Origin of the sequence: Acidovorax sp. (assembly GCF_027492855.1) — a bacterium.
In the GTDB taxonomy this organism is placed as follows: Bacteria; Pseudomonadota; Gammaproteobacteria; order Burkholderiales; family Burkholderiaceae_C; genus Acidovorax.
In genome coordinates, this window is the sequence record NZ_JAPUDY010000072.1 from 145207 (window position 1) to 167386 (window position 22180).

Genomic DNA, 22180 nt, shown 5'->3' on the forward strand with positions numbered 1-22180 from the left:
GGGTCGCCCCTGAAGCACAAGCGAAGCCTTCAGCCAGCGACTACCTCTGCCACATCGGCAGCGCTCAGCCCAAAGCGGGGCCCCAAGGCGCTCTCCAGCCCAAACTCGACCAGGATGGCACGCAGCCGCTCGGCCGCGCTGCGCTTTTTCTGGCCGGTGTAGCGGGCAATGATGAGTTCGTTCTTCATGCTGTGCTCCCAGCCCACCAGCTCCGTCACCGTCACCTGGTAGCCGCTGGCCTCCAGGTACAGGCAGCGCAGCACATTGGTCACCTGGCTGCCCAGCTCGCGGGTGTGCAACGGGTGCCGCCACAGCTCTGCCAGGGGCGTGCGCGCCAGTTGCAAGGCCTTGCCTTGGCGCAGGCAGGCGGCCATTTCGGCCTGGCAGCAAGGCACCAACACCATGGCACGCGCCTTCTTTTGCAAGCCAAAGGCAATGGCATCGTCCGTGGCGGTATCGCAGGCGTGCAGGGCCGTAACCACGTCGATCTGCGCGGGCAGCTCGTCGGCATCCGAAGATTCGGCCACCGACAGATTGAGAAAAGACATGCGGCCAAAATCCAGCCGCTGCGCCAGTTGGCGGGATTTTTCCACCAGTTCGGCCCGGGTTTCGACGCCATAGATATGGCCACGGCCCAGGGCTTTGAAATAGAGGTCGTACAGGATGAACCCGAGGTACGACTTGCCAGCACCGTGATCGGCAAGGGTTGGCCCGCCGCTGCCTGACGAAAGCTCTGCCAGCAACGGCTCGATGAAGTTGAACAGGTGATACACCTGCTTGAGCTTGCGCCGCGAGTCCTGGTTCAGGCGCCCCTCGCGGGTGAGGATGTGCAGCTCCTTGAGCAGCTCGACCGACTGCCCCGGCCGCAGCTCCGACAGCTCTGGGGCCGGCGCTTTGACCGGGGCCGGGCTCTTTTGGCCGGAAACCATCGGTGGTGTACGGGCCGCTTTTGGCTTTTTCATCGTCATCGGTCGCTCCCACCGCTTGCGTCCGGGGCCTCCGTCGTCTGCACTGAGGACTCCGTCGCCCCCACATCCAGCGCCCGCCAGCCCTCCATGCCCAGCGCCTCCAGAACTTCCATGTTCCGCTCGAAAATCATCTCCGCCTCAGGAAACACTTCGACAGCCCGGTCGATGCTGTCCTCTCGCAGAAGGTGCAAGGTGGGATAGGGCGAGCGGTTCGTACAGTTGGTCACATCGTCTACTTCTGTGCCCGCAAACTGGAACTGGGGGTGAAAGCTTGCGATCTGCAGGGTGCCGCCCAGGTCCAGTTCGTCGAGCAGGTCTTCGGCGTCACCCAAGAAATCATTGAAATCCAGAAAATCCCGCAAGCAGTTCGGCGCAATCAGCAAGGTGGTGTCGCGCACCTCAGTGGAAGCTGCATGTAGTGCCAGCAGCTCCTCGCGCAACAACGCCAGCAGCACTGACGGATCTTCGGCGAGCGTCACCGCATAGTGGACCTGCCCTTTCACATGCACGCCCTTGGCAAAGGGGCACAGATTGAGCCCTATCACGGCCTTCTCCAGCCATCTGACGGTATCTTGCACGGACTGGGCTGCCAAGTCTGGTGCGCCCATGAGGGAACTGGAAAGAGGGGAAGTCATGGGGCGCGGGCGCAAAGGGGAGCAGGGGTTGATTTTACCGGGGCCGCTCAGAGCCACCCATGGTGCTCGGCGGATGGTCAGATCACCCGTCCAGCATGCGACGCCCCGTCAACCGTTCATGCTCTCGCGCAGCAAAACGATCGGTCATGCCCGCAATAAAGTCGGCCACAGCCCTGGCGCGCACCGAGGCATCCCCGGCCAGGGCCTGCTGCGCAAACGCAGCCTTCATCTCTTGCGGTGCCGCAAAATAGGCGGCGAAAAGGTCTCGCACGATTTCTTGGGCGCGGCCCGTGGTCTCCATCACCTGAGGGTGGCGGTACAGGTGCCTGAACAGAAACTGCTTGAGCGCCTTGGAATGCTCACGCATCGCATCGCTAAAAAGCACCAGCGGGGGCAATTGGCGCACCGCATCCGCGCTGGTCGGTGCATGCCGCAGTAAGGCCGACTGCGTCGCATCGATCACGTCGTATACCTGGGCGCTGAGCATCCGCCGGATCGCCTCGAACAACAGGCGCCTTTGCAACGACGGCTGCGCGAGATCGGGGTACTCGGCCTGCGCCGCAGCCCGGTACTGATCGAACAAGGGCACATCCTGCAACTGCGCCAAAGTGATCAACCCGGAGCGCACGCCATCATCAATGTCGTGTGCGTTATAGGCAATCTCATCGGCCAGGTTGCACAACTGCGCCTCCAGGCTGGGCTGCTCCCGGCGCAGAAACCGCCCCGCCACACCACCAGGCTCAGCCTCTTCCAGTTGCTGGGCATGCAAGCGAGAGCAGTGCTTGAGGACCCCCTCCCGCGTCTCGAACGTGAGATTGAGGCCGTCGTATTGGGGGTAACGTTCCTCCAACTGATCCACCACCCGCAGGCTTTGCAGATTGTGCTCAAACCCGCCGTACTGCGCCATGCAGCCATGCAAGGCATCCTGCCCCGCATGCCCAAACGGCGTGTGCCCCAGATCATGGGCCAGCGAAATCGCCTCCACCAGATCCTCGTTGATACGCAAGGAGCGGGCAATGGAACGCCCCAACTGCGCGACCTCTAGCGAGTGGGTCAACCGGGTCCGGAACAGGTCTCCTTCGTGGTTGAGAAACACCTGCGTCTTATAGACCAACCGTCGAAACGCCGTCGAATGCACGATCCGGTCACGGTCCCGCTGGTACTCGGTGCGCGTGGGCGCAGGGTGCTCGGGGTGCCGCCGCCCGCGAGTCTGCGCAGGGTCCGACGCACAGGGTGATAAGTCAGAACTTTGAATCAAAACAGTCGATTGCGCCCGCATAACAAGCGCAAACAGCTATAAATTTAATAGCAATTAATTGTCACTGACAGCAGGCATCAATGACCTCGCGCACCAGCGCATCCGGCGCGGCACGCACCACGGCCTTGCCCGGCCCATCAATCAATACAAAGCGGATTTCCCCACCTTCAGACTTTTTGTCGACACGCATCAACTCCAGATAGCGACCCGCATTGTCCGTTGTATCCAAAACAGGTCCCTTGATAGGCAAACCCGCCCGCTGGATCAAGACAGTCAACCGCTGGACAAACACCTCATCGACAAGGCCCAACCGGCGCGACAGTTCAGCCGCCATCACCATGCCCGCCGCAACCCCTTCGCCATGCAGCCAAACTCCATAACCCATGCCCGCCTCGATGGCATGGCCAAAGGTATGGCCGAAATTGAGAATGGCGCGCAGGCCGGTTTCTTTTTCGTCCTGGTTCACCACCCATGCCTTGATTTCGCAACTGCGCTGAACAACATGGGCAAGCGCCGTCCTGTCCTTTGCCAATACCGCATCCATGGACTCTTCAAGCCATTCCATGAACTGGACATCTGCAATAGGGCCGTATTTGATGACCTCGGCCAAACCCGCACTGAGTTCGCGGGCGGGCAAAGTGTCCAACGTGCTCAGGTCGCAAACCACCAACTGAGGCTGATAAAACGCCCCAATCATGTTTTTGCCCAATGGGTGGTTGATAGCTGTTTTACCGCCTACGGAGGAGTCCACCTGGGCGAGCAGCGTGGTGGGCACTTGCACGAAGGGAACTCCACGCATATAGCTAGCGGCGGCAAACCCCGTCATATCGCCTACAACCCCACCACCCAAGGCGAATAACACGACTTTGCGATCGCAGCCATTGGATAGCAACACATCAAAAATCAACTGCAGAGTTTGCCAATTCTTGTGCTCCTCGCCATCCGGCAACCTCACCTCATATATTGCAGAGAATCGACTCTGAAGTGTTGACCGCAACAACGTCGCATATAGCGGGGCCACAGTCGTGTTGGAAACGATGAGCGCGGAGTCAGAACCAGATAGCCCTTTATAGATTTCCGCACTCGAAAGCACCTTGTCGCCAATAACAACAGGGTAACTGCGCTCATCCAGATTGATCAGAACACTCCTCGCCAAGGAGGCGCTAAATGGACCCACGTCTATATTCATCTATAAAACCCCCTTCAACATACAGAATCATCTATTGCAAATCAACATTGAAAAACAAATAGTACTCAAACCTTTAAGACGAATCATTTCAAGTGAAATTTCAGCTGTCTAAATTATCAGCAAGCACACTTGAGAAGCTCCTAACAGAAAAATGTCTTTTGACAAAAAAACAAAATCCCCGATAAAAATCGAGGATTTATCAAAAAGAAGAACGAATGCATATCCCACATCCGCTCAGCCCTTCATTAAGTCCAAGCACCTGATAGACAGGCGCCTGGACGGCCTTTTACATCACGGGCATGTTATTACAGGGACGCTAGTAGCATCTCCCACCACCTCGACCGATACCTGGCGAGTAACAACCTTGGTGCCACGCGTTGCAGTCACTAGGAAAGTATGCTTACCGCAAGTAGCCGGCGTGCCCGTAACAAAGCCCGTATTTCCGGTGGTCGCTGAACTCAGCCATGCGGGCAAGAGCTGGAAATTCCAAGCAATAGCCACGGCCGGATCTCCACCACTTGCAGAGAACGAATAGAGATACGACCTGCTCTTTGTTGCATTAGGCAATGTGCACGCTGTATTAACGTCAGCTGAGCATCCATTGATGGTAAAGACAAATGGATCGAGCGGCAGCGCGCCAGTCACAGTTAACGTAACAGTGTTTGTCACCGTAGCACCTACTGCATCAGTCACGGTGGCTGCAACGGTATAAGAACCAGGAGCGGCAAGAGGCGTCCCGCTAATAACCCCAGAACTGCTTATACTCAAACCGGGCGGCAACCCTCCAACTGCAGACCAACTATATGGGGGCACCCCCCCCGAAGCCGACAAGACGGCGGCAAACGGCAGGCCATTAGGTACAGCGTAGGTTGCTGCAGCAAAGGCAAGTGGCGCCGATGCCACTGCATCCACAACATTTACAGCTGTTAATGAATACACAGGATCTTGAATACCATTTTGAACATTATTATCAAAACGATCTGTCACAAGCTCCAGCAGAATTACCCCAGCACTCGGGCCACTTGACAAAGAAAAAAGTCCGATACCACCTGAGGTACTAACCTGCACGACGCCACCGGATTGATTGCCGGCCAAAATTTTTGCCCCTGACGAAGCGCCAAATGATCGAATGCTCACTTGCAAATTTGCGGCATCTGAATTAGGCACAGGCTGATTGGCCTCATCCATCAAAAACGCCTGTAAACCAACATTATTCCGTATATCGGAAGTATTATTTTGCGAGCCCAAATACCCCGGAGCTTGCGCAGTTGCCCGCACACTAGCTGGCTTACCAGTTGCACCGCCTCCGACAAAAATATCAACGCTTGCGCTACGAATTTTTTTATCTCGAGGGTCGGTAACAGAGCAAGTTATCCGAGCCGTCCCAATTTGGTTGCCTGCATGAAAATGAAATGAGGCTGCACCACTGTTTGCGCCCAATGTCACTGAGCGGTATGCCAATGGATTTTTCTTTTCATCCTCATGCTCCGATTTTCCATCCAAATAATACAGAGCACCCGAATCCAAGCCAACGAGATTACAACCAAATATCTCTTCCCCTCCAGGGATTAAAGTGCTTCCTTGGCGCGCCTCTACATAGAGTACAGTGGTATACGCGGAATACGCTCCCATTCCGGCAGGTTGATTGGCAATATTTAAAGGCAACTGCGTCTTAGCAGCCCGCAATGTGATGGTATATGGCTCATTAGTAGTCCCAGAGCTGCCGCCGCCGCCGCCGCACGCAGCCAGCGCACTTGCCGCAGCCAGCAGAAGCAGATTTTTCAAAAGCTTATTCATTTCCATTCTATTCTCCAACCAATTTAACGTGCAGGTCCGCGATCCGAAATCACCTTCGGAGTAATAAAAACCAACATCTCACGTTTCGTGGACTCCTTCGTTCTACTTTTGAACAAATTCCCCACCACGGGAACATCACCCAAGAGAGGAATTTTATTCTCTTGATTCGTTTCTTCCATTTCAAAAATCCCACCAATTACAACTGTTCCACCATTTTCAACTAGAATCTGAGTTTTGACGTGTTTGGTATCAATAGCAACACCTTGCGTGGTCGTCTCACCTCGGCTGTCTTTGTTCACATCTAAATCCAGAATAATATTACCCTCTGGCGTGATCTGAGGCGTCACCTCAAGTTTGAGCACCGCTTTTTTGAATGCCAGAGTGGTTGCTCCATTTGGCGCAGTCACCGAATATGGATATTCGGTTCCTTGCTCAATCAATGCTTTGGTCTGGTCCGCAGTAATAATTCGCGGACTGGATACTATACGCCCCTTGCCATCGGCCTCCATGGCAGATAACTCCAATGTAAGGAATCTGTTGGCTGCCGAATTGAAAATCGAGAGGGCAAAACTACCCACGCTACTCACATTCGAAAGACTAGCAGGAAGATTGACAAAGTTTCCATTGCTACTTGTCGTCCCGCCTGCACCACTGGATGACACCGCATTTTCGTAAGAAGACCCGAATGCTACCCTGCTGCTTCCGCCGAGGCCATAACCACCATCACCGCCTCGATTGGCGCGAAGGTCAGCCCCTCCCAGCCTCACTCCGAGCGATCGACCAAAAGAATCTCGCGCCTCCACAATGCGCGCCTCAATGAGTACTTGGCGAACGGCAACATCCAAACTTGCCAGCAACAACCGTACCTCCTCCAATTTACTCGCTGTATCGGTTACAAAAAGTTGGTTGGTTCTAGGCTCTGAAATTGCGCTTCCACGCTCTGAGAGAAACCTGGTAGAAGGGCCTCCACTAGTGCTACCGGAAGAGGTCGTCAGCTGCGTAATAATATCGGACGCCTTTGCGTAGTTCATCTGAAAGGCTTGCGTCTTAAGCGGCTCTAACTTCTGTATCGCTTGCGCAGCCTCAAAGTCCTTTTTCGTACGCGCGTCTATTTCATCTTTCGGTGCTATCCACAAAACCGAGCCCGTTTTTCGCATACCAAGGCCCTTGGCATCCATAATAATTTGAAGGGCCTGATCCCAAGGTACATCTTTCAAACGCAAGGTAAGGGCTCCCGTCACGGTATCTGACGTCACGATATTAAAATTCGTGAAATCTGCAATGACTTGCAGCAAGGACCTCACTTCAATATTCTGGAAATTCAATGAGAGTTTTTCTCCAGAATATCCAGGACCTTGGGTCAACTTGCTGAGATCGACCTTCTTTTGCCGGACTTCCACGACGAACTGATTATCACTTTGGTACGCGCTGTGCTCCCAATCGCCCGTGGATTCAATCAACAGTCGCACACGCTCGCCTGATTGGGTGGCAGTGACCATTTGCACAGGTGTCCCAAAATCAGCCACATCAAGACGGCGACGCAACCCTTCCGGCAATGATGAACGCATAAAGTCCACAACAATGCCTTTTGATTGCTGCTGAAGATCGACGCCAACTTGATTATTGGCCAGATTCACCACTACCCGCCCAGATCCGTCTGCTCCACGACGGAAGTCGACATCCTTTAAGGGCAATACATCAGCGTTGTGACCATCAGCAAAGACAGTGGCAGAAGAAGTCGATACAGCAGATGCGCCCACTACGGAATCCAGCGACAAGATCAACGTTTTGCCTTGGATATCCGCCTTATAGGATGCAGCGGACTTTAGATTCAAGACGATGCGAGAACGCTCACCCGCTTGAACAATGTTGACAGATCTCAAATTGCCAAGATTGACCTCATACACCGACTTCCCGGTTGCGTTTGTTACACCTTGAAAATCAAGAGCAATTCGTGCAGGGGACTGCGTAGCGAATCCAGTGGGAACACCCGGCAGTGTGTCGGAGAAATCGATCCGCAAGACTTCAACCCCACTTTGCACGCTGGCGGAGACTGCATTAATTGCCCCCTGGGCAGCAGCCCCAAAGGAAAATACTGCGACAGAAAGACCGATAGCGGCACTGCGGCAATGATCCATAAAAAAACTACTAATGTATTTCATTTTTTACCCTCTTGCAGCTCAAGCGAGGTTGAGCGCTCCATCCAGTCCCCGGTTGCGTCCTGCGCTATTTCACGCAATTGAATCGAAGTTTCGTTAATTCGAACAATTTTCCCGTAGTTCTGCCCCAAGTAGTTTCCCACCTTGACCTGATAAATCAAGTTATCAACCTTCAACAATGCGGTAGGCGTTCCCGTTTTATTAAGACTTCCCACCATCACCATAGCATCCAGAGGGAACGACTCCAAAGGTTCCTTGCGGCGCGACATTTCAGGGGCGATCAATGCAGCGTTTGATGCTACCTGAGCTGAATCGCGACGCAATGCTTGTGTCAATTTAATCGGATTGAATGGCTCGATTGCCCCATCCTGAGAATAAGATTCCGGGATAAATTTTTTCGGTTCTATTATGGGAGTAATACTTGGTTTTGCATTGGCTCGCTGATCCGCCATCCAGAGTCGCAGTTCATCCTCCCCTGATGAAATACACCCAACCAAAGCCAAGGGATACAACACAAAGATCGCAGCACGCAGCAATTTCATTCTTTTGCTCCTCCTGCTTTTTTCTGCGCTTGAATCTCCTCAGGATCCAAGTACCTGAAAGTACGCGCAGTAGCATCCATTGTCAGTACGTCGCGAGCATTCGGCGAAATCGACATATTACTCAGCGTCACAATACGGGAAAGATGCGCAATATCAGAAGCGAAAGCTCCAATGTCATGATATCGACCTGTTACCCGAATCGATATAGGTAGCTCAGCATAATAATCTCGTGCGACTACTTGACCAGGCTTAAAAAGCTCAAACTGCAAACTCCTGCCTAAGCCAGACTGATTGATATCAGAAAGTAGCGCCGCCATTTCTGCCTTGCTTGGCAACTGCTTCTCCAATTGAATAACATACTGTTGAATCTGCTCTCGCTGCTTCTTCAACGCATCCAAGCTAACGGCTTTCACCAGTTTCTTTTGATAATCAGCGCGCAAAGCGACTTCTTTGTTGCGCTCCCCCTCTAACTCCACCTCATATTCTTTCAAGAAGGCAAACCATGAAACAGCCGCAACAGCCCCGGCAATGAAAATACACAATAACACCTTGGGCAAGACGGGCCAAAGAGAGGGGTCTTTGGTATCCAGATTTTTGAACTGCCGCTGAACAACATCTAGTTGCTGAGCGAAGTCAATCGACTTTTCTTTTTTTGTCGCCATCTCACTTCCCTCCGGCCGACGATGCCGCCGCATTGGCGGCCGCTATTGACTTCTGAGCATCGCTCGCGCGAACCAGCTGGAACCTGAGATTAAAAGAAGCCACTCGCCGTTGATCACGTTGGTTCAGAGATATCGTGCTGGCAGTAATTTCGCTCAATTCCGGTTTATCCAACCAAGGCGTGTTATTGGCAAGGTTGCGCAACAATTCAGAAATCCGCTCATTCGATTGCGCCATGCCCTGCATCGTAATTGTTTGATCCGCCTGTTTGATCGCGGTGATATACACACCATCCGGCAATTGCTTAACCAACTCGGTCAACAAGTGGACAGGTAGGTTTCTGTCTGACTGAAGATCTTCCACGGCCTTCTGACGAGCCCTCAGTGAAGCAATTTCGTCTTCGATGGTGGCAATTTCTTTGATTTGCCCTTCCAGAATCTTGATTTCTTGCTGAAGAAAACTATTCTTGCTCTGCTGATCGGTGATCATCATCTGAAACCACCAATAGATAGCACCAGCAATTACCAGCCCGATGAGGAGCGAGGCAAACATCGTGGCCTGAAAGGCCTCTTTGCGGCGCTTGCGGGCCTCCTCGCGGTGAGGTAGTAAGTTAATCAAAATCACTGCAAGAACCTCCGCATAGCCAGACCGCAAGAGGTCAAGTAAGACGGCGCCTCACGCACCATTTTTTTCAATCGGACGGAACTTCCGATTTCCATCCCATCAAACGGATTCACTGCGCTGCAAGCGAAACCTGTCTGTTGGGTGACCGCCTCGGTCAAACCAGGCAAAGGCGCCGATCCGCCCGCAAGCATGATGTGGTCCACGCGGTTGTGGGGCGTGCTGGTAAAGAAGAACTGCAATGCCCGGCCGATTTCCTGGGCCATGCTGTCCACAAATGGACGGAGTACCGCCGATTGATAGTCCTCTGGCAGATCCCCGCTGCGTTTTTTGCTTTCAGCCTCTTCCACCGAAAACCCATACTGGCGCACGATCAGTTGGGTCAGCTGAGCCCCGCCAAATGCTTGATCGCGGTCATAGAGAACTTCTTCGTTGCGAATGACCTGCATGCTGGTAGTCAACGCGCCCACTTCGAAAAGGGCCACCATGGCGTCCACGCCTTTGTTGGGCAGCGCTTCGATCAGTCGTCCCGCAGCCAGGCGCGATGCATGCGACTCGATATCGACAACCACGGGCTTCAAACCCGCAGCTTCAGCCAAGCCTTGCCGGTCCTGAACCTTTTCACGCCGCGAGGCCGCGATGAGCACATCTATATCACCGGGAGCACTCTTGCTCGGCCCGACCACGCAGAAGTCCAGACTCACTTCGTCCAGAGAAAACGGGATGTATTGATTGGCTTCAGACTCGACCTGTACCTCAAGCTCCTGCTCCGTCATGCCACCGGGCAACGTGATCTTCTTGGTGATCACGGCTGAAGGCGGCAGCGCCAGAGCGACGTTTTTGGTTCTAGTGCCGCTTTTTTTGACGAGCCGCCGCAAGGCATCCGCAACCTCGTCGAATTTTTCGATATTGCCGTCCGTGATCCAACCGCGTTCCAGCGGTTCGATGGCACAACGCTCCAGAACCAGGCCGCCTGCTTTATCACGCCCCAACTCCACCAGCTTGACGCTGGAAGAACTGATGTCGATTCCCAGCAGCGGAGCAGACTGGCGACTGAACAAAGACCCCATTGAGATCAAGATTGGTCCCCTGTAACTTGCCAAAATGAGGCAACAAAACTTAACACTTCACATGAATGCTATCAGTAAGATAGTTCTCCGGCAAAGATTTTTCCCGTTGTAACGTCTTTGGAGCGTTGCCAAAAGCAGACGAAATTTCGACCCTTGGCAATACCATTTGGCATGCGCGGAACGCCTTTCGGCGGCCCTGGCATACGCCGGATTTGAGATTTCCAGGAACCCCGGGGCAGACATTTTTATAATGAGCGGCCTTACCCATCCGGAGCGATATGCCGCCCTCTCCATCGAAGTCTTCCGACAAGTCGGACACATCCTCCGCTCGCACCCTGCCCACCTGGCTTCGCTGGTTGCTCCGTTTCACCCTGTGGATGGCCGGGCTTGCCGCGGCAGGCGCCATCGGGCTGGCACTGGTGATCGCAGTCGCCCTGTCGGTGGCCTATCCCAATCTTCCCGACATCTCCGACCTGGCGGACTATCGCCCCAAGCTCCCCCTGCGAGTCTATTCAGCGGAAGGAGCCCTGCTGGGCGAGTTCGGGGAAGAGCGCCGAAACCTCACGCCCATTGGAGAGATTCCAAAGGTCATGAAAGACGCCGTCCTGGCGATCGAAGACTCCCGCTTCTTTCAGCACGGCGGCGTGGACTACAAGGGTGTATTGCGCGCTGCGCTGGCCAATTTGGGCCGTGTAAAAAGCCAGGGGGCTTCGACCATCACAATGCAGGTAGCCCGAAATGTTTATCTGTCATCAGAGAAAACCTTTACGCGCAAAATTTACGAAATCTTACTGACATTCAAATTGGAGCACTTACTGACCAAGGATCAGATTCTTGAGATTTACATGAATCAGATTTACTTGGGCAATAGGGCCTATGGTTTTGCTGCGGCCTCTGAGGCTTATTTTGGTAAACCGCTGAAATCCCTGTCCATCGCAGAAGCCGCCATGCTGGCGGGCTTGCCCAAGGCACCATCGGCCTACAACCCCATCAGCAACCCCAAACGCGCCCGTGTCCGGCAACAGTACATCATCGAGCGCATGGAAGAGAACGGTTTCATCACCGCGGAGCAGGCAGCAGAGGCCAAAAAGGAAGAACTCAAGATCCGCACGGGCCCGGACAACACGCGCATCCACGCCGAGTACGTGGCCGAGATGGCGCGCCAACTGATCTTCACGCAGTACGGCAACGAGGCCTATACACGCGGCCTCAATGTCTACACCACCCTCAATGCAGCAGAGCAGGAAGCCGCCTATGCTGCCTTGCGCCGGGGGATCATGGATTACGAGCGGCGCCAGCACTACCGGGGGCCCGAGAAGTTCGTGAACCTGCCCACGGCACCACAGGAGGTGGAAGACGCCATTGACGACGCTCTGGCCAACCACCCCGACAACGGAGACGTGTTGTCTGCCGTGGTGCTGGAGGCGTCGGCGCGCAAGATCGTTGCCGCGCGCGCTAACGGAGACACGCTCGAGATCACCGGCGACGGCCTCAAGCCCGCGCAGTCCGGCCTGAGCGACAAGGCTCCGCCCAACATCAAGATTCGCCGGGGCGCCGTGATCCGTGTGGTGAAGATGCCCAAGAACACCTGGGAAATCACGCAATTGCCCGAGGTGGAAGGCGCCTTCGTCGCTCTCGACCCGCGCAACGGATCCATCCGCGCGCTGGTCGGCGGTTTTGACTTTGACAAGAACAAGTTCAACCACGCAGCGCAGGCCTGGCGCCAGCCCGGCTCCAGCTTCAAGCCGTTTATTTATTCTGCGGCCCTCGAAAAGGGCTTCACGCCCGCCACCGTCATCAACGATGCGCCGCTCTTCTTTGATGCAGGCGTCACCGGCGGCCAACCTTGGGAACCCAAGAACTATGACGGCAAATACGACGGCCCGATGAGCATGCGCACCGGGCTGGCCAAGTCCAAGAACATGATCTCGATCCGCATCTTGCAGGCCGTGGGCCCAAAAACGGCGCAGGAATGGGTCGGCCGCTTTGGCTTCGACCCCGAGAAACACCCCGCCTACCTGACCATGGCGCTGGGCGCGGGCTCCGTCACGCCGCTGCAGATGGCATCCGCCTACTCGGTGTTTGCCAATGGGGGCTACCGCGTGAACCCCTGGCTGATCGCCAAGGTCACCGACCACAAGGGCCGGGTGATCTCCGAGACCACGCCCCCCGTCACCAGCGAGCAGCCGCGCGCCATCGACGCCCGCAACGCCTTCATCATGAGCAGCCTTCTGCAGGAAGTGACGCGCTCCGGGACAGCCGCCCGCGCCCAGGCCACCCTCAAGCGCCCCGATTTGTACGGGAAAACCGGCACCACCAACGATTCGGTTGATGCCTGGTTTGCGGGCTTTCAGCCCAGCATCGCAGCCGTCACCTGGATTGGCTATGACACACCGCGCAACCTGGGCAGCCGCGAGACCGGCGGCGGGCTCAGCCTGCCCGTCTGGATCAGCTTCATGGAGCGGGCTCTCAAGGGCGTGCCCGTGATGGAGCCCACAGTGCCCGCCGGGGTCGTCAACGTGGGCGGGGAATGGTTCTACGACGAATACGCCCGCAGCGCAGGGGTGTCCAGCGTCGGGCTGGAGGACCACCGCTCCACCGCGCCTGCGGTAACACCCCAGGCGCCGCCACCCTCCGAAGAGCGCAGCCGCATTCTCGACCTGTTCCGCAACTGAGCATTGCCCTGCTGCGGGGCAGGGCGGCTATCCCGCCGCCCTGCTCTCAGGCGGAGAATGGCAAAGGCACGCCCGCCTGCTGCGTCGCGTCTCGGCTCAGGCATGCGAAGAACTCGCCTGCGCCCTTGGTGTCTTGCCACGCGCTGCCGTCAAAACGGTAGTGATATCCGCCCGAGCGCGCAGCCATCCAAACCTCGTGCAGCGGCTTTTGCAGATTGATGATGATCTGGCTGCGGTTGGGAAAAGTCAGCGTCACCATGCCCCCCGAGCGCTGGCTGTCCACATCGGCATCCGTGGTGTCATTGATGCGATCGCAACTGCGCTCTACGGCCGCCAGCAGTTGTTCGGAGTGGTCCATGAATTCGAGGTCGGTCATTATTACAATTTGCGCATGTTGAAAGCTCCCCAAATTCTAGTCAGGTCGCTTGTCCTTGCTGCCAGTGCGGCGGCCCTTCTGGGCTGCGGCCAGCGGGGTCCGCTGTACCTTCCGGCAGGGCCTGCAGCCGCCCAACGGGCCACCTTGCCCGAGACACTGAACCCCAGCGGCGGTAACAACAACGCCGTGCAGGCGCCTTCTCCCTCTGCGTCTCAGCCCCGCTGATACCGGGGCGCCCCCCATGGCTTGGGCATTGCGCAGGCAAGGCCATGTCGCTTGATATCTATCAAGCACAAGTTTGAAGGGCAATCGTACAGTCCATGTTTTATTGCACTGCAGCATTGACATGGCCATCGAACTCTACCGCGACAAGAATCACGCTTGCCTGATGTTCACCGACCTCATCGAGGAGGACGGCCAGGCCGTGCAGGCCAATCAGTTTTTGATCGTCGATGACGACACGGGCGCCATCATCGACCCCGGCGGCAACTTGGCATTCAACGAGCTGTTCATGGGGATGACCAAGCATTTCCCGCCCCACAAGCTCTCGTACCTGATCGCCTCGCACGCCGACCCCGACATCATTGCCTCGCTCGACCGGTGGATGACCAGCACCAAGGCAGATCTGGTGATCTCCCGCGTGTGGGAGCGCTTCGCGCCCCACTTCACCAAGGTGGGTAAAACGGAAAACCGCGTGATCGGTGTGCCGGACGGCGGTGGCCACCTGCCCCTGGGCCGCCACGAACTGGTGCTGCTGCCCGCGCACTTCATGCACTCCGAAGGCAACTTCCATTTCTACGACCCCGTCAGCCGCATCCTGTTCACGGGCGACCTTGCGGTGTCGATGATGTCGGGCGCCGAAGCCAGCGTGCCAGTGACAAACCTCAAGCCACACATCCCGCTCATGGAGGGCTTTCACCGCCGCTACATGGTGTCCAACAAAATCCTGCGCCTGTGGGTGCGCATGGCGCGGCAGCTCGACATCTCCATGCTGGTGCCGCAGCACGGGGCTCCGATCATGGGCAAGGAGGCCATCAATGACTTCTTTGAATGGATCGACAACCTGATGTGCGGTATCGACCTGTTCGATGACCGGGCCTACCAGATTCCCACGGAACGCATCGACCCCGTCACCCGGCAGATGCGTCCGGCATCGCGTGCCGCCAGCGCATAGGCATCAAATTAGCCCCTAGCGCTTGATGAATAAGCGCAACGAGCTACAAAATTTATAGCATTCGTGCATTAACGCGAACCCACAGGCGCGCGCCCAGTGGCGGCGGTTGGCGCGGGCCGCCGCTTGCGCAACTGGTGCCACACACGCCAGCCCAGCAACACGCCCAAAACGGCTGCGTACACAGCCACCTCGCCAAAATCATTCTTGCCCGCGCGCATCCAGAAGAAATGCAGCACGGCCAACCCAGCCACGGCGTACACCGCACGGTGCAGCGCCTGCCAGCGTTTACCCCCCAAGGCCTTGATGGCCCGGTTGAACGAGGTAGCGGCCAGCAGCGCCAGCAGCAGCAGGGCCAGCGACCCCACCAGGATGAAGGGCCGCTTGGCAATGTCGCGCAGGATGTCCGGCACGTCAAAACCCATGTCGAACCAGCTGTAGCTCAGCAGGTGCAGCACCCCGTAGAAAAACACGAACAGGCCCAACATGCGCCGAAAACGCGCCAGCTGCGGGGTTGCCGTGATCACGCGCAGCGGCGTCACAGCCAGCACCAGGCACAGCGCCCGCAGCGTCCAGTCGCCCGTCGCACGGATCAACGCCTCCGCCGGGTTGGCGCCCAACTGGTTCGTGACCGCCGCCACCACCAGCCACGCCAGGGGGAGCAGGCACAGCACGAACACCAGGGGCTTGGCGGCGGGATGGAGCAATAGTTTGCGCATGGCAAGTCGGAGGGTCGGGGCCAGTCCAGGGCAGAGGGGGCAGTAAGAACGCGTGTTTACGGTCTCAAAGCCGTCGTCAATAGAACTTCTTGAGGTCCATGCCCGCGTACAACTGACCCACCTGGGCTTCGTAGCCGTTGAACATCAATGTCTTGCGCTTCTTGGCGAACAGGCCGTCTTCGCCAATGCGCCGCTCAGTGGCCTGGCTCCAGCGGGGGTGGTCCACCTCGGGGTTCACGTTCGAATAAAAGCCGTATTCCTGCTTGGCCGCCTTGTTCCAGGCTGTGCCGGGCTCTTTTTCGACAAAGCGGATCTTGACGATGCTCTTGGCGCTCTTAAAGCCGTACTTCCACGGCACCACCAGGCGCACAGGCGCGCCGTTCTGATTGGGCAGCACCTCGCCATACATGCCGAAGGCCAGCAATGTGAGCGGGTTCATGGCCTCGTCCAAACGCAGGCCTTCCACATAGGGCCAGTCGAGCACGCGCGAGCCTACATAGGGCATGGTGGCCTTGTCGGCCAGGGTCACGAACTCCACATACTTGGCGCTGCCTTGCGGCTCCACGCGCTTGATGAGTTCGGCCAGCGAATACCCCACCCAGGGGATGACCATGGACCAGCCCTCCACGCAGCGCAGACGGTAGATGCGCTCTTCTTGCGCGCTGAGCTTGATCAGGTCTTCGATGCCGTACTTGCCAGGCTTCTTGACCAGGCCCTCGACCTCCACCGTCCAAGGCGTGGTCTTGAGGGTGTGGGCATTGCGCGCCGGGTCGGCCTTGTCGGTGCCGAACTCGTAGAAGTTGTTGTAGGTGCTCGCGTCCTTGTAGTCGGTGAGCTTTTCCATCGCCATGGCCCCCGCCACGGCCGACTTGCCCCCCGCCAGCGCAGCCAGCTTGCCAGGGCGTGCCACGGCGGCCTGCTGCGCCAGGGCCTCTCGGCCGGCCCACGCCGCCAGCGCTGCGCCCGCAGCGCCGCCCGCCATGAGCCTGAGCATCTGGCGGCGGTCTTCATAAACCGAACGTGGGGTGATGTCGGAGGAATGCGGGTGGTTAAACCCTGTGTCGCGCGATGGAATCAGCATGGGGAGGGCTCCGGTCGTCTCGGGTTAGAACAGCTGTGCGGTAGAGCAGAACAATGTTTAGTTCGTTCCCTGGCCCGCCCAGGTTACACCGGTGCCGTTTTTATTGCCGAGCGCCCCCGAAGCACCCCTGCGTCAGAGCGTGCCGTAGCTGTGCAGCCCGGAGAGGAACATGTTCACGCCCAAAAACGCGAAGGTAGTCACCGCCAGCCCCACCAGCGCCCACCAGGCGGACACGGTGCCGCGCAGCCCCTTCATGAGGCGCATGTGCAGCCAGGCGGCGTAGTTGAGCCAGACGATCAGCGCCCAGGTCTCCTTCGGGTCCCAGCTCCAGTAGCCGCCCCAGGCCTCGGCGGCCCACAGCGCGCCCAGCACGGTGGCAATGGTGAAGAACGCAAAGCCCACGGCGATGGACTTGTACATCACGTCGTCCAGGATCTCGAACGAGGGCAGGCGCGCCGCAATGCGCTTGCGGCCCAGCAGGATGCTCGCCACGATGAGGGCCGAGATACCGAAGTACACCATCCAGTAGCTGCCGCCGTTCTCGGTGGCACCCTGGCGGAACACGATGGGCTCGAAGCACAGCACCACGCCCAGCAGCCACAGCGGCGCCAGCTTGTACCAACGGGTTTCAGTGGCCTGCTGTTTGATCAGGTAGGCAAACGCCACCATTGCGGCCAGGGCAAAGGTGCCGTAGCCGATGAAGTTGGCGGGCACGTGCAGCTTCATCCACCAGCTCTTGAGCGCGGGCACCAGGGGCTGGATCTCGTGCGCCTCGCGCACCACGGTGTACCAGAGCAAAAAGCCCACGGCTGCGCTCACCACCAGCATCACAAAGCCGCCCAGCGCGCGCGTGTCGTACTGCTCTTCGTAATACAGGTAGAACGCCGCCGTCATCCAGCAGAACAGCACAAACACCTCGTAGAGGTTGCTCACCGGGATGTGGCCGATGTCCGGGCCGATGAGGTAGCTCTCGTACCAGCGCACCATCGTGCCGATGAGCGCCATGGCCACAGCGACCCAGGCCACGCGCGAGCCCAGCAGGCTCATGGTGCGGCCTTCGCCGCGCGAGAACATGCCGATCCAGTAGAACGCCGTGCTGATGAAGAACAGCATGCTCATCCACAAAATGGCGGACTGGCTCGACAGGAAATACTTGAGGCCGAACACCGCGTCGGCCCGCGCCAGGTTGCCCGCGCCGTCTTGCTGGTAGAGCCAGATGGCCATCAGCGCCACCGCCGCCACGATGAGCATCAGCGCACGCAGCGGCCGCCAGAACCAGCCCAGCCACACGGTGCAAGGGATGGCGCCCAGCAGAATGCCTTTTTCATACCCATCCATGAAGCTGCCGTATCGCTGCAGCGCATAGAGGCCGCCCACGGCCACGATGGCGGCAAACAGCCAGTCGAACCAGTTGCGGCGGGCGAAGAAACCCTCGTTCAGGGTGATCGTGGTGGTTGTCGTGGCGGTGTTCATGCGTGGCCTTGGCGGGGCTGGGCCCCGATCAGTTTCTGTGCGAGCTCTACAAACTCCTGGTCGCCGTCCATGGTCTTGCGGTTGGTGGACAGGGCCATGGTGGCGTGGGTGCCGCCCTCCTGGGGCGCCACCCAGACCCATACGCGCCGCTCGCGCACGTAGAGCATGGCAAAAATGCCCAGGATCAGCAAGGCGCAGCCCAGATAGACAACATTCTTGCCGGGGGCTCGCGCCACCTGGAACACGCTGGCCTGCACCTGGGTGAAGTCCTTGAGCTCAAAAACCAGGGGAGCGGGGTAGATTTGCGCGTCGCTCAGCGAGAGCACGGCCTGGGTCATAAAGCCCTGGGTGTGATCGTCCTGCGGCAGCGGTGGCAAGCCGACCTGCTTGCGCGAGAGCTGGGCCACTTCAAACAGGGTGCCGTTCAAAATCCGCACCAGCACCTCGCCAGCGCGCGCGCGCTCAGCCTCGGGCACATTGGCTTCCATGAAATCCGAAATCGCCTGCAGCCCGCCCGTGGGCTTGCCATCGACCATGCCCTGGCCCGCAAACAGCGCCAGCGCGCGCCCGGCCGACTGCTGCAACTGCTCGACCAGTTCGGGGCGCGACGCATCCAGCGCCTGCGCTACATAGCTGCGCACCGCTTTCTCGCGCGCTTCGGGGTTGGCCAGCGCGGCCTTCATGCGCATGAAGCCATCCATGCTGCCCTTGTCGTCGGCAGGCACGCGCAGGTAGCGAAAGGGCTCGGACGGCGATTCACGCACGCCGAGCAAAAACACCGGCACGCCATCCCCCGTGTCCACCGGCAGCATGTAGTTGTGGAACTCGCGGGCCTGGCCTGCAGCGTCGCGCAGCTTGTAGCTCACGCTGGGGCCTACATTGCGCAGCTCTTTTTTGGTCACCGTCTTGTTGGCCGCGCCCAGGCGCGACTCGACCGACTCGCGCAGATCCACCTTGCGCACATCCGCGCCACTGCCGCTGCTGCCAGGGCCTGTTTCACCGAAGTTCTCGACGTTGATGGTGCGCAGGGCGGTGAATTCCAGCGTCATCGTGTCGCCGCCCGGTGCTCCACCCTGGTTGGTGAGCTGCGTGGAGCCGCCCACCACGCCGTCCACGTCAAACGACTTGGCGCCCGCCACCATGGGCACGGCGCGCAGCTTGAGCTGCGAGCCGCCGTCGTCAAAGCTCGACTGGTAGATCTCAACGCCCTTGTAACTGGCCGGGTGGTTCACTTCGACGCGCGCGGGCGTCTTCTCGCCCGTGGCCTTGTCGTGGATGACGATCTCGCTGGCGAACAGCTTGGGCATGCCGGTGGAGTAATGCTCCACGATGAACTTCTTGAGTTCGATGGCAAAGGGCAAATCCTGCAGCAGCACGCCGTCGGACTGGTTCAGGATGGCCGTGCTCGACTGTGTGCCCTCGGCCACCAGCAGGTTGCCACGGAAGGTGGGGTTGCGCTCGGACAGTCGGTGCTCCGGCTTCACGTCCGCAATCAGCCCGCCGCCCGCATAGACCGACTTGCCGCCCAGCAGCATCTGGGCGCGCACGATGAGGTCGCCATCCAGCAGGCCGCCAATGCAGATCAGCACGATGGCGCTGTGCGCGGCGATGTAGCCGATCTTGTTGGCCGCACCGGCCTTGGCCGCCACCATCCAGCCCGTGCCGGGGCCTGCAGCGGTGTCGCGCTGCTGCAGGCGCACCTTCCAGCCGCCACCGGCCAGCATGGTGCCAATGCGGCGTGCCTCCACCTCGGGCGACGCGGCCAGATCGGCCTGCGCCTTGTGGTGAAAGGCCTTGAGGCTTTGCTCGCGGATGTTCTCTTTGTAGGTCTTGAGGTCCGCCAGGATCTTGGGCGTGTTGCGCGCAATACACAACGTGGTGCTGATCACCAAAAACGCCAGGATCAGCAAAAACCACCAGGCGCTGTACACCGCGTTGAGCTGGATGGCGCCAAACAGCTCGGCCCAGAACGGCCCGAACTGGTTGACATAGTTGACCGCTGGTTCGTGCTGCTTGAGCACCGTGCCGATCACCGAGGCGATGCAGATCACCGTGAGCAAGGAAATGGCGAACCGCATCGAAGACAGCAGCTCAACCCCGGCGCGCAAGGCGGCCGAGCCAGACTGGACGCGAAGGCCCTGGGTGTTGTCGTCGGACATGGATGGAAACGAGGGCTGCGAGGCGCGAAAGAGCGAAAGAAAAAGGGCGGGGCCATCTTTGCGATGGTCCCGCCCTTTTTGGGGTTGTTATTGGCGGTTGGTTCCGTGCGGTCCGGTCAAGCAGTCCGCTATTTGACGCAAATCAATCAGCGCAGGCCGGCGATGTAATCCGCCACGGCCTTGATTTCCTTGTCGTTCAGCTTGGCCGCCACCTGGGTCATCTGGGTGCTGTTGGCGCGCGAGCCGTCGCGGAACTTGTTCAGTTGCAAGACCGTGTAGTCGGCATGCTGGCCCGACAGGCGGGGGTATTGTGCAGGGATGCCCGCGCCGTTGGGGCTGTGGCAGCCCGCGCAGGCGGCGATGTTGCGGTCCTGGATGCCGCCGCGGTAGATGCGTTCGCCCAGGGCGACCAGATCCTTGTCCTTGGCAAAACCGGGCTTGGCGGGCTTGGAGGCCACCCAGTAGGCAATGTTGCGCATGTCTTCGTCCGACAAAGTGGAGGCGAAGCCCTTCATGACGGGGTCGTTGCGCTTGCCCGACTTGAATTCCTGCAATTGCTTGACCAGGTATTCCGGGTGCTGCTGCGACAGCTTGGGATTGGCCGCAATGGCCGAGTTACCGTCTGCGGCGTGGCAGGCAGCACACACGGCAGTGAAGCTGGCCTCGCCTTTGACGAGATCCGGCTTGGCCGCTTTGGGGGCATCGCCCGCCGCAAAGGCCGAGAAAACAGGTGCTGCCAGTGCGGCAGCCGTCAGCAAAGAGGCGAGCAACTTCATATCGAGGGTGTATGTTTATGTGCGCAAAACCCCGCGATTCTACAATGAGGCTTCTTTGTATCCCTAGGAACCTGTTTCCTCCCCCATGACGACCTCCCCCACCGCGCCAGTTGCTGGCTCCCTCCCGCCCGCACCCGACGCCAAGATCGCCATGGGCTGGATGCACACCGCCAAATTTCTCACGACGGCCGCGCAGTTGCACCACCTGCCGCCCATCGACGTGCCCGAAATCGCCTTCGTGGGCCGCTCCAACGCGGGCAAATCCACCTGTATCAACACGCTCACGCAGCAAAAGCAGCTGGCGTTTGCCTCCAAAAAGCCCGGCCGCACACAGCACATCAACCTGTTTTCGCTGGGCAAACAGGGCGTGACCGACGCCGTGCTGGCCGACCTGCCCGGCTATGGCTATGCCGCAGTGTCGCGCTCGGACAAGGTGCGCTGGCAGCAGGTGATGGTGAACTATCTGGTCAGCCGCCCCGGCCTCACCGGCATCGTGCTGCTGTGCGACCCGCGCCTGGGCCTGACCGAGCTGGACGAAGCCCTGCTCGAAGTGGTGCGCCCACGCGTCGAAGAAGGGCTGAAGTTCCTCATCGTGCTGACCAAGGCCGACAAGCTCACCCGCGCCGAGCAGGCCAAGGTGCTGTCCATTACGCGACTGAATGCGGGCGGCGGCGAGGTGAAGATGTTCTCTGCCCTCAAGAAGCAAGGGGTGGACGAGGTAGCGCAGTTGCTGTGGCAGTGGGCCCACCCGGTGCAGGCAGCGCCCGAGGAGCCCCCTGCAGCGCCCGCCGCCCCTGCCGATGAGGATTCACAGCAAAATTAGGCTCTAGCGCTTATAAATCAAGCGCTAG

20 protein-coding genes are annotated in these 22180 nt (G+C 58.4%); 4 read left to right on the forward strand and 16 right to left on the reverse strand.

Features of this window, described 5'->3' with window-relative positions:
• Positions 1-29: 29 nt before the first annotated feature.
• The 10 genes from Q0105_RS14225 to Q0105_RS14270 form a co-directional block, all read right to left on the reverse strand.
• Positions 30-929: an SAM-dependent methyltransferase gene (locus tag Q0105_RS14225; protein WP_298212787.1), complete on the reverse strand. Its 900-nt coding sequence runs from the start codon at positions 927-929 to the stop codon at positions 30-32.
• 35 nt (positions 930-964) lie between these two features.
• Positions 965-1603 (reverse strand): DUF1415 domain-containing protein, encoded by a 639-nt coding sequence (locus Q0105_RS14230; RefSeq protein ID WP_298212788.1) that lies wholly within the window; start codon positions 1601-1603, stop codon positions 965-967.
• An 82-nt stretch (positions 1604-1685) separates the two neighbouring features.
• Positions 1686-2882, reverse strand: a complete 1197-nt coding sequence (locus tag Q0105_RS14235; protein ID WP_298212789.1) for a deoxyguanosinetriphosphate triphosphohydrolase — start codon at positions 2880-2882, stop codon at positions 1686-1688.
• 40 nt (positions 2883-2922) lie between these two features.
• Entirely contained in the window at positions 2923-4050 is a 1128-nt protein-coding gene (gene aroB / locus Q0105_RS14240) for a 3-dehydroquinate synthase (RefSeq protein WP_298212790.1), read from the reverse strand.
• 291 nt (positions 4051-4341) lie between these two features.
• Positions 4342-5853 carry a putative Ig domain-containing protein gene (locus Q0105_RS14245; protein ID WP_298212791.1) on the reverse strand — a complete coding sequence of 504 codons (1512 nt, stop codon included), beginning with the start codon at positions 5851-5853 and terminating at the stop codon, positions 4342-4344.
• A gap of 17 nt (positions 5854-5870) precedes the next feature.
• Positions 5871-7985, reverse strand: a complete 2115-nt coding sequence (locus Q0105_RS14250) for a type IV pilus secretin PilQ (RefSeq protein ID WP_298212833.1) — start codon at positions 7983-7985, stop codon at positions 5871-5873.
• Between the two features lie 20 nt (positions 7986-8005).
• Positions 8006-8548, reverse strand: coding sequence for a pilus assembly protein PilP (locus tag Q0105_RS14255; RefSeq protein ID WP_298212792.1), 543 nt, complete (start codon positions 8546-8548; stop codon positions 8006-8008).
• On the reverse strand, positions 8545-9210 hold the full coding sequence (locus Q0105_RS14260; protein ID WP_298212793.1) for a type 4a pilus biogenesis protein PilO: 666 nt from the start codon (positions 9208-9210) through the stop codon (positions 8545-8547). The genes Q0105_RS14255 and Q0105_RS14260 overlap by 4 nt, the downstream gene beginning before the upstream one ends.
• Position 9211: 1 nt before the next feature.
• A complete protein-coding gene (locus Q0105_RS14265; protein WP_298212794.1) occupies positions 9212-9832 on the reverse strand; it encodes a PilN domain-containing protein in 621 nt (206 codons plus the stop codon).
• Positions 9829-10908, reverse strand: a complete 1080-nt coding sequence (locus tag Q0105_RS14270) for a pilus assembly protein PilM (protein ID WP_298212795.1) — start codon at positions 10906-10908, stop codon at positions 9829-9831. Before Q0105_RS14270 ends, Q0105_RS14265 begins: the two co-directional genes overlap by 4 nt.
• A gap of 269 nt (positions 10909-11177) precedes the next feature.
• Between Q0105_RS14270 and Q0105_RS14275 the strand changes: the two genes are divergently transcribed.
• Complete coding sequence (locus tag Q0105_RS14275) at positions 11178-13574, forward strand: penicillin-binding protein 1A (RefSeq protein ID WP_298212796.1); 2397 nt, start codon at positions 11178-11180, stop codon at positions 13572-13574.
• 46 nt (positions 13575-13620) lie between these two features.
• Here the strand turns inward: Q0105_RS14275 and cyaY are convergent, their stop codons facing one another.
• Positions 13621-13950 carry an iron donor protein CyaY gene (gene cyaY, locus Q0105_RS14280; RefSeq protein WP_298212797.1) on the reverse strand — a complete coding sequence of 110 codons (330 nt, stop codon included), beginning with the start codon at positions 13948-13950 and terminating at the stop codon, positions 13621-13623.
• 15 nt (positions 13951-13965) lie between these two features.
• Between cyaY and Q0105_RS14285 the strand changes: the two genes are divergently transcribed.
• Complete coding sequence (locus Q0105_RS14285) at positions 13966-14175, forward strand: lipoprotein (protein WP_298212798.1); 210 nt, start codon at positions 13966-13968, stop codon at positions 14173-14175.
• A 121-nt stretch (positions 14176-14296) separates the two neighbouring features.
• Positions 14297-15124, forward strand: a complete 828-nt coding sequence (locus Q0105_RS14290) for an MBL fold metallo-hydrolase (protein WP_298212799.1) — start codon at positions 14297-14299, stop codon at positions 15122-15124.
• A 68-nt stretch (positions 15125-15192) separates the two neighbouring features.
• Here the strand turns inward: Q0105_RS14290 and Q0105_RS14295 are convergent, their stop codons facing one another.
• The 5 genes from Q0105_RS14295 to Q0105_RS14315 all read right to left on the reverse strand — a co-directional run bounded on the left by Q0105_RS14295 (position 15193) and on the right by Q0105_RS14315 (position 21329).
• Complete coding sequence (locus Q0105_RS14295) at positions 15193-15840, reverse strand: protein-methionine-sulfoxide reductase heme-binding subunit MsrQ (protein WP_298212800.1); 648 nt, start codon at positions 15838-15840, stop codon at positions 15193-15195.
• A 76-nt stretch (positions 15841-15916) separates the two neighbouring features.
• Positions 15917-16921: a protein-methionine-sulfoxide reductase catalytic subunit MsrP gene (gene msrP, locus Q0105_RS14300; protein ID WP_298212801.1), complete on the reverse strand. Its 1005-nt coding sequence runs from the start codon at positions 16919-16921 to the stop codon at positions 15917-15919.
• 132 nt (positions 16922-17053) lie between these two features.
• Complete coding sequence (gene ccsB, locus Q0105_RS14305) at positions 17054-18394, reverse strand: c-type cytochrome biogenesis protein CcsB (RefSeq protein WP_298212802.1); 1341 nt, start codon at positions 18392-18394, stop codon at positions 17054-17056.
• Positions 18391-20553, reverse strand: coding sequence for a cytochrome c biogenesis protein ResB (locus tag Q0105_RS14310; RefSeq protein WP_298212803.1), 2163 nt, complete (start codon positions 20551-20553; stop codon positions 18391-18393). Before Q0105_RS14310 ends, ccsB begins: the two co-directional genes overlap by 4 nt.
• A 146-nt stretch (positions 20554-20699) precedes the next feature.
• Positions 20700-21329, reverse strand: a complete 630-nt coding sequence (locus Q0105_RS14315) for a c-type cytochrome (RefSeq protein WP_298212804.1) — start codon at positions 21327-21329, stop codon at positions 20700-20702.
• 85 nt (positions 21330-21414) lie between these two features.
• On the opposite strand from Q0105_RS14315, the gene yihA reads away from it, so the two are divergent.
• Positions 21415-22152: a ribosome biogenesis GTP-binding protein YihA/YsxC gene (gene yihA, locus Q0105_RS14320; RefSeq protein ID WP_298212805.1), complete on the forward strand. Its 738-nt coding sequence runs from the start codon at positions 21415-21417 to the stop codon at positions 22150-22152.
• Positions 22153-22180: the final 28 nt, after the last annotated feature.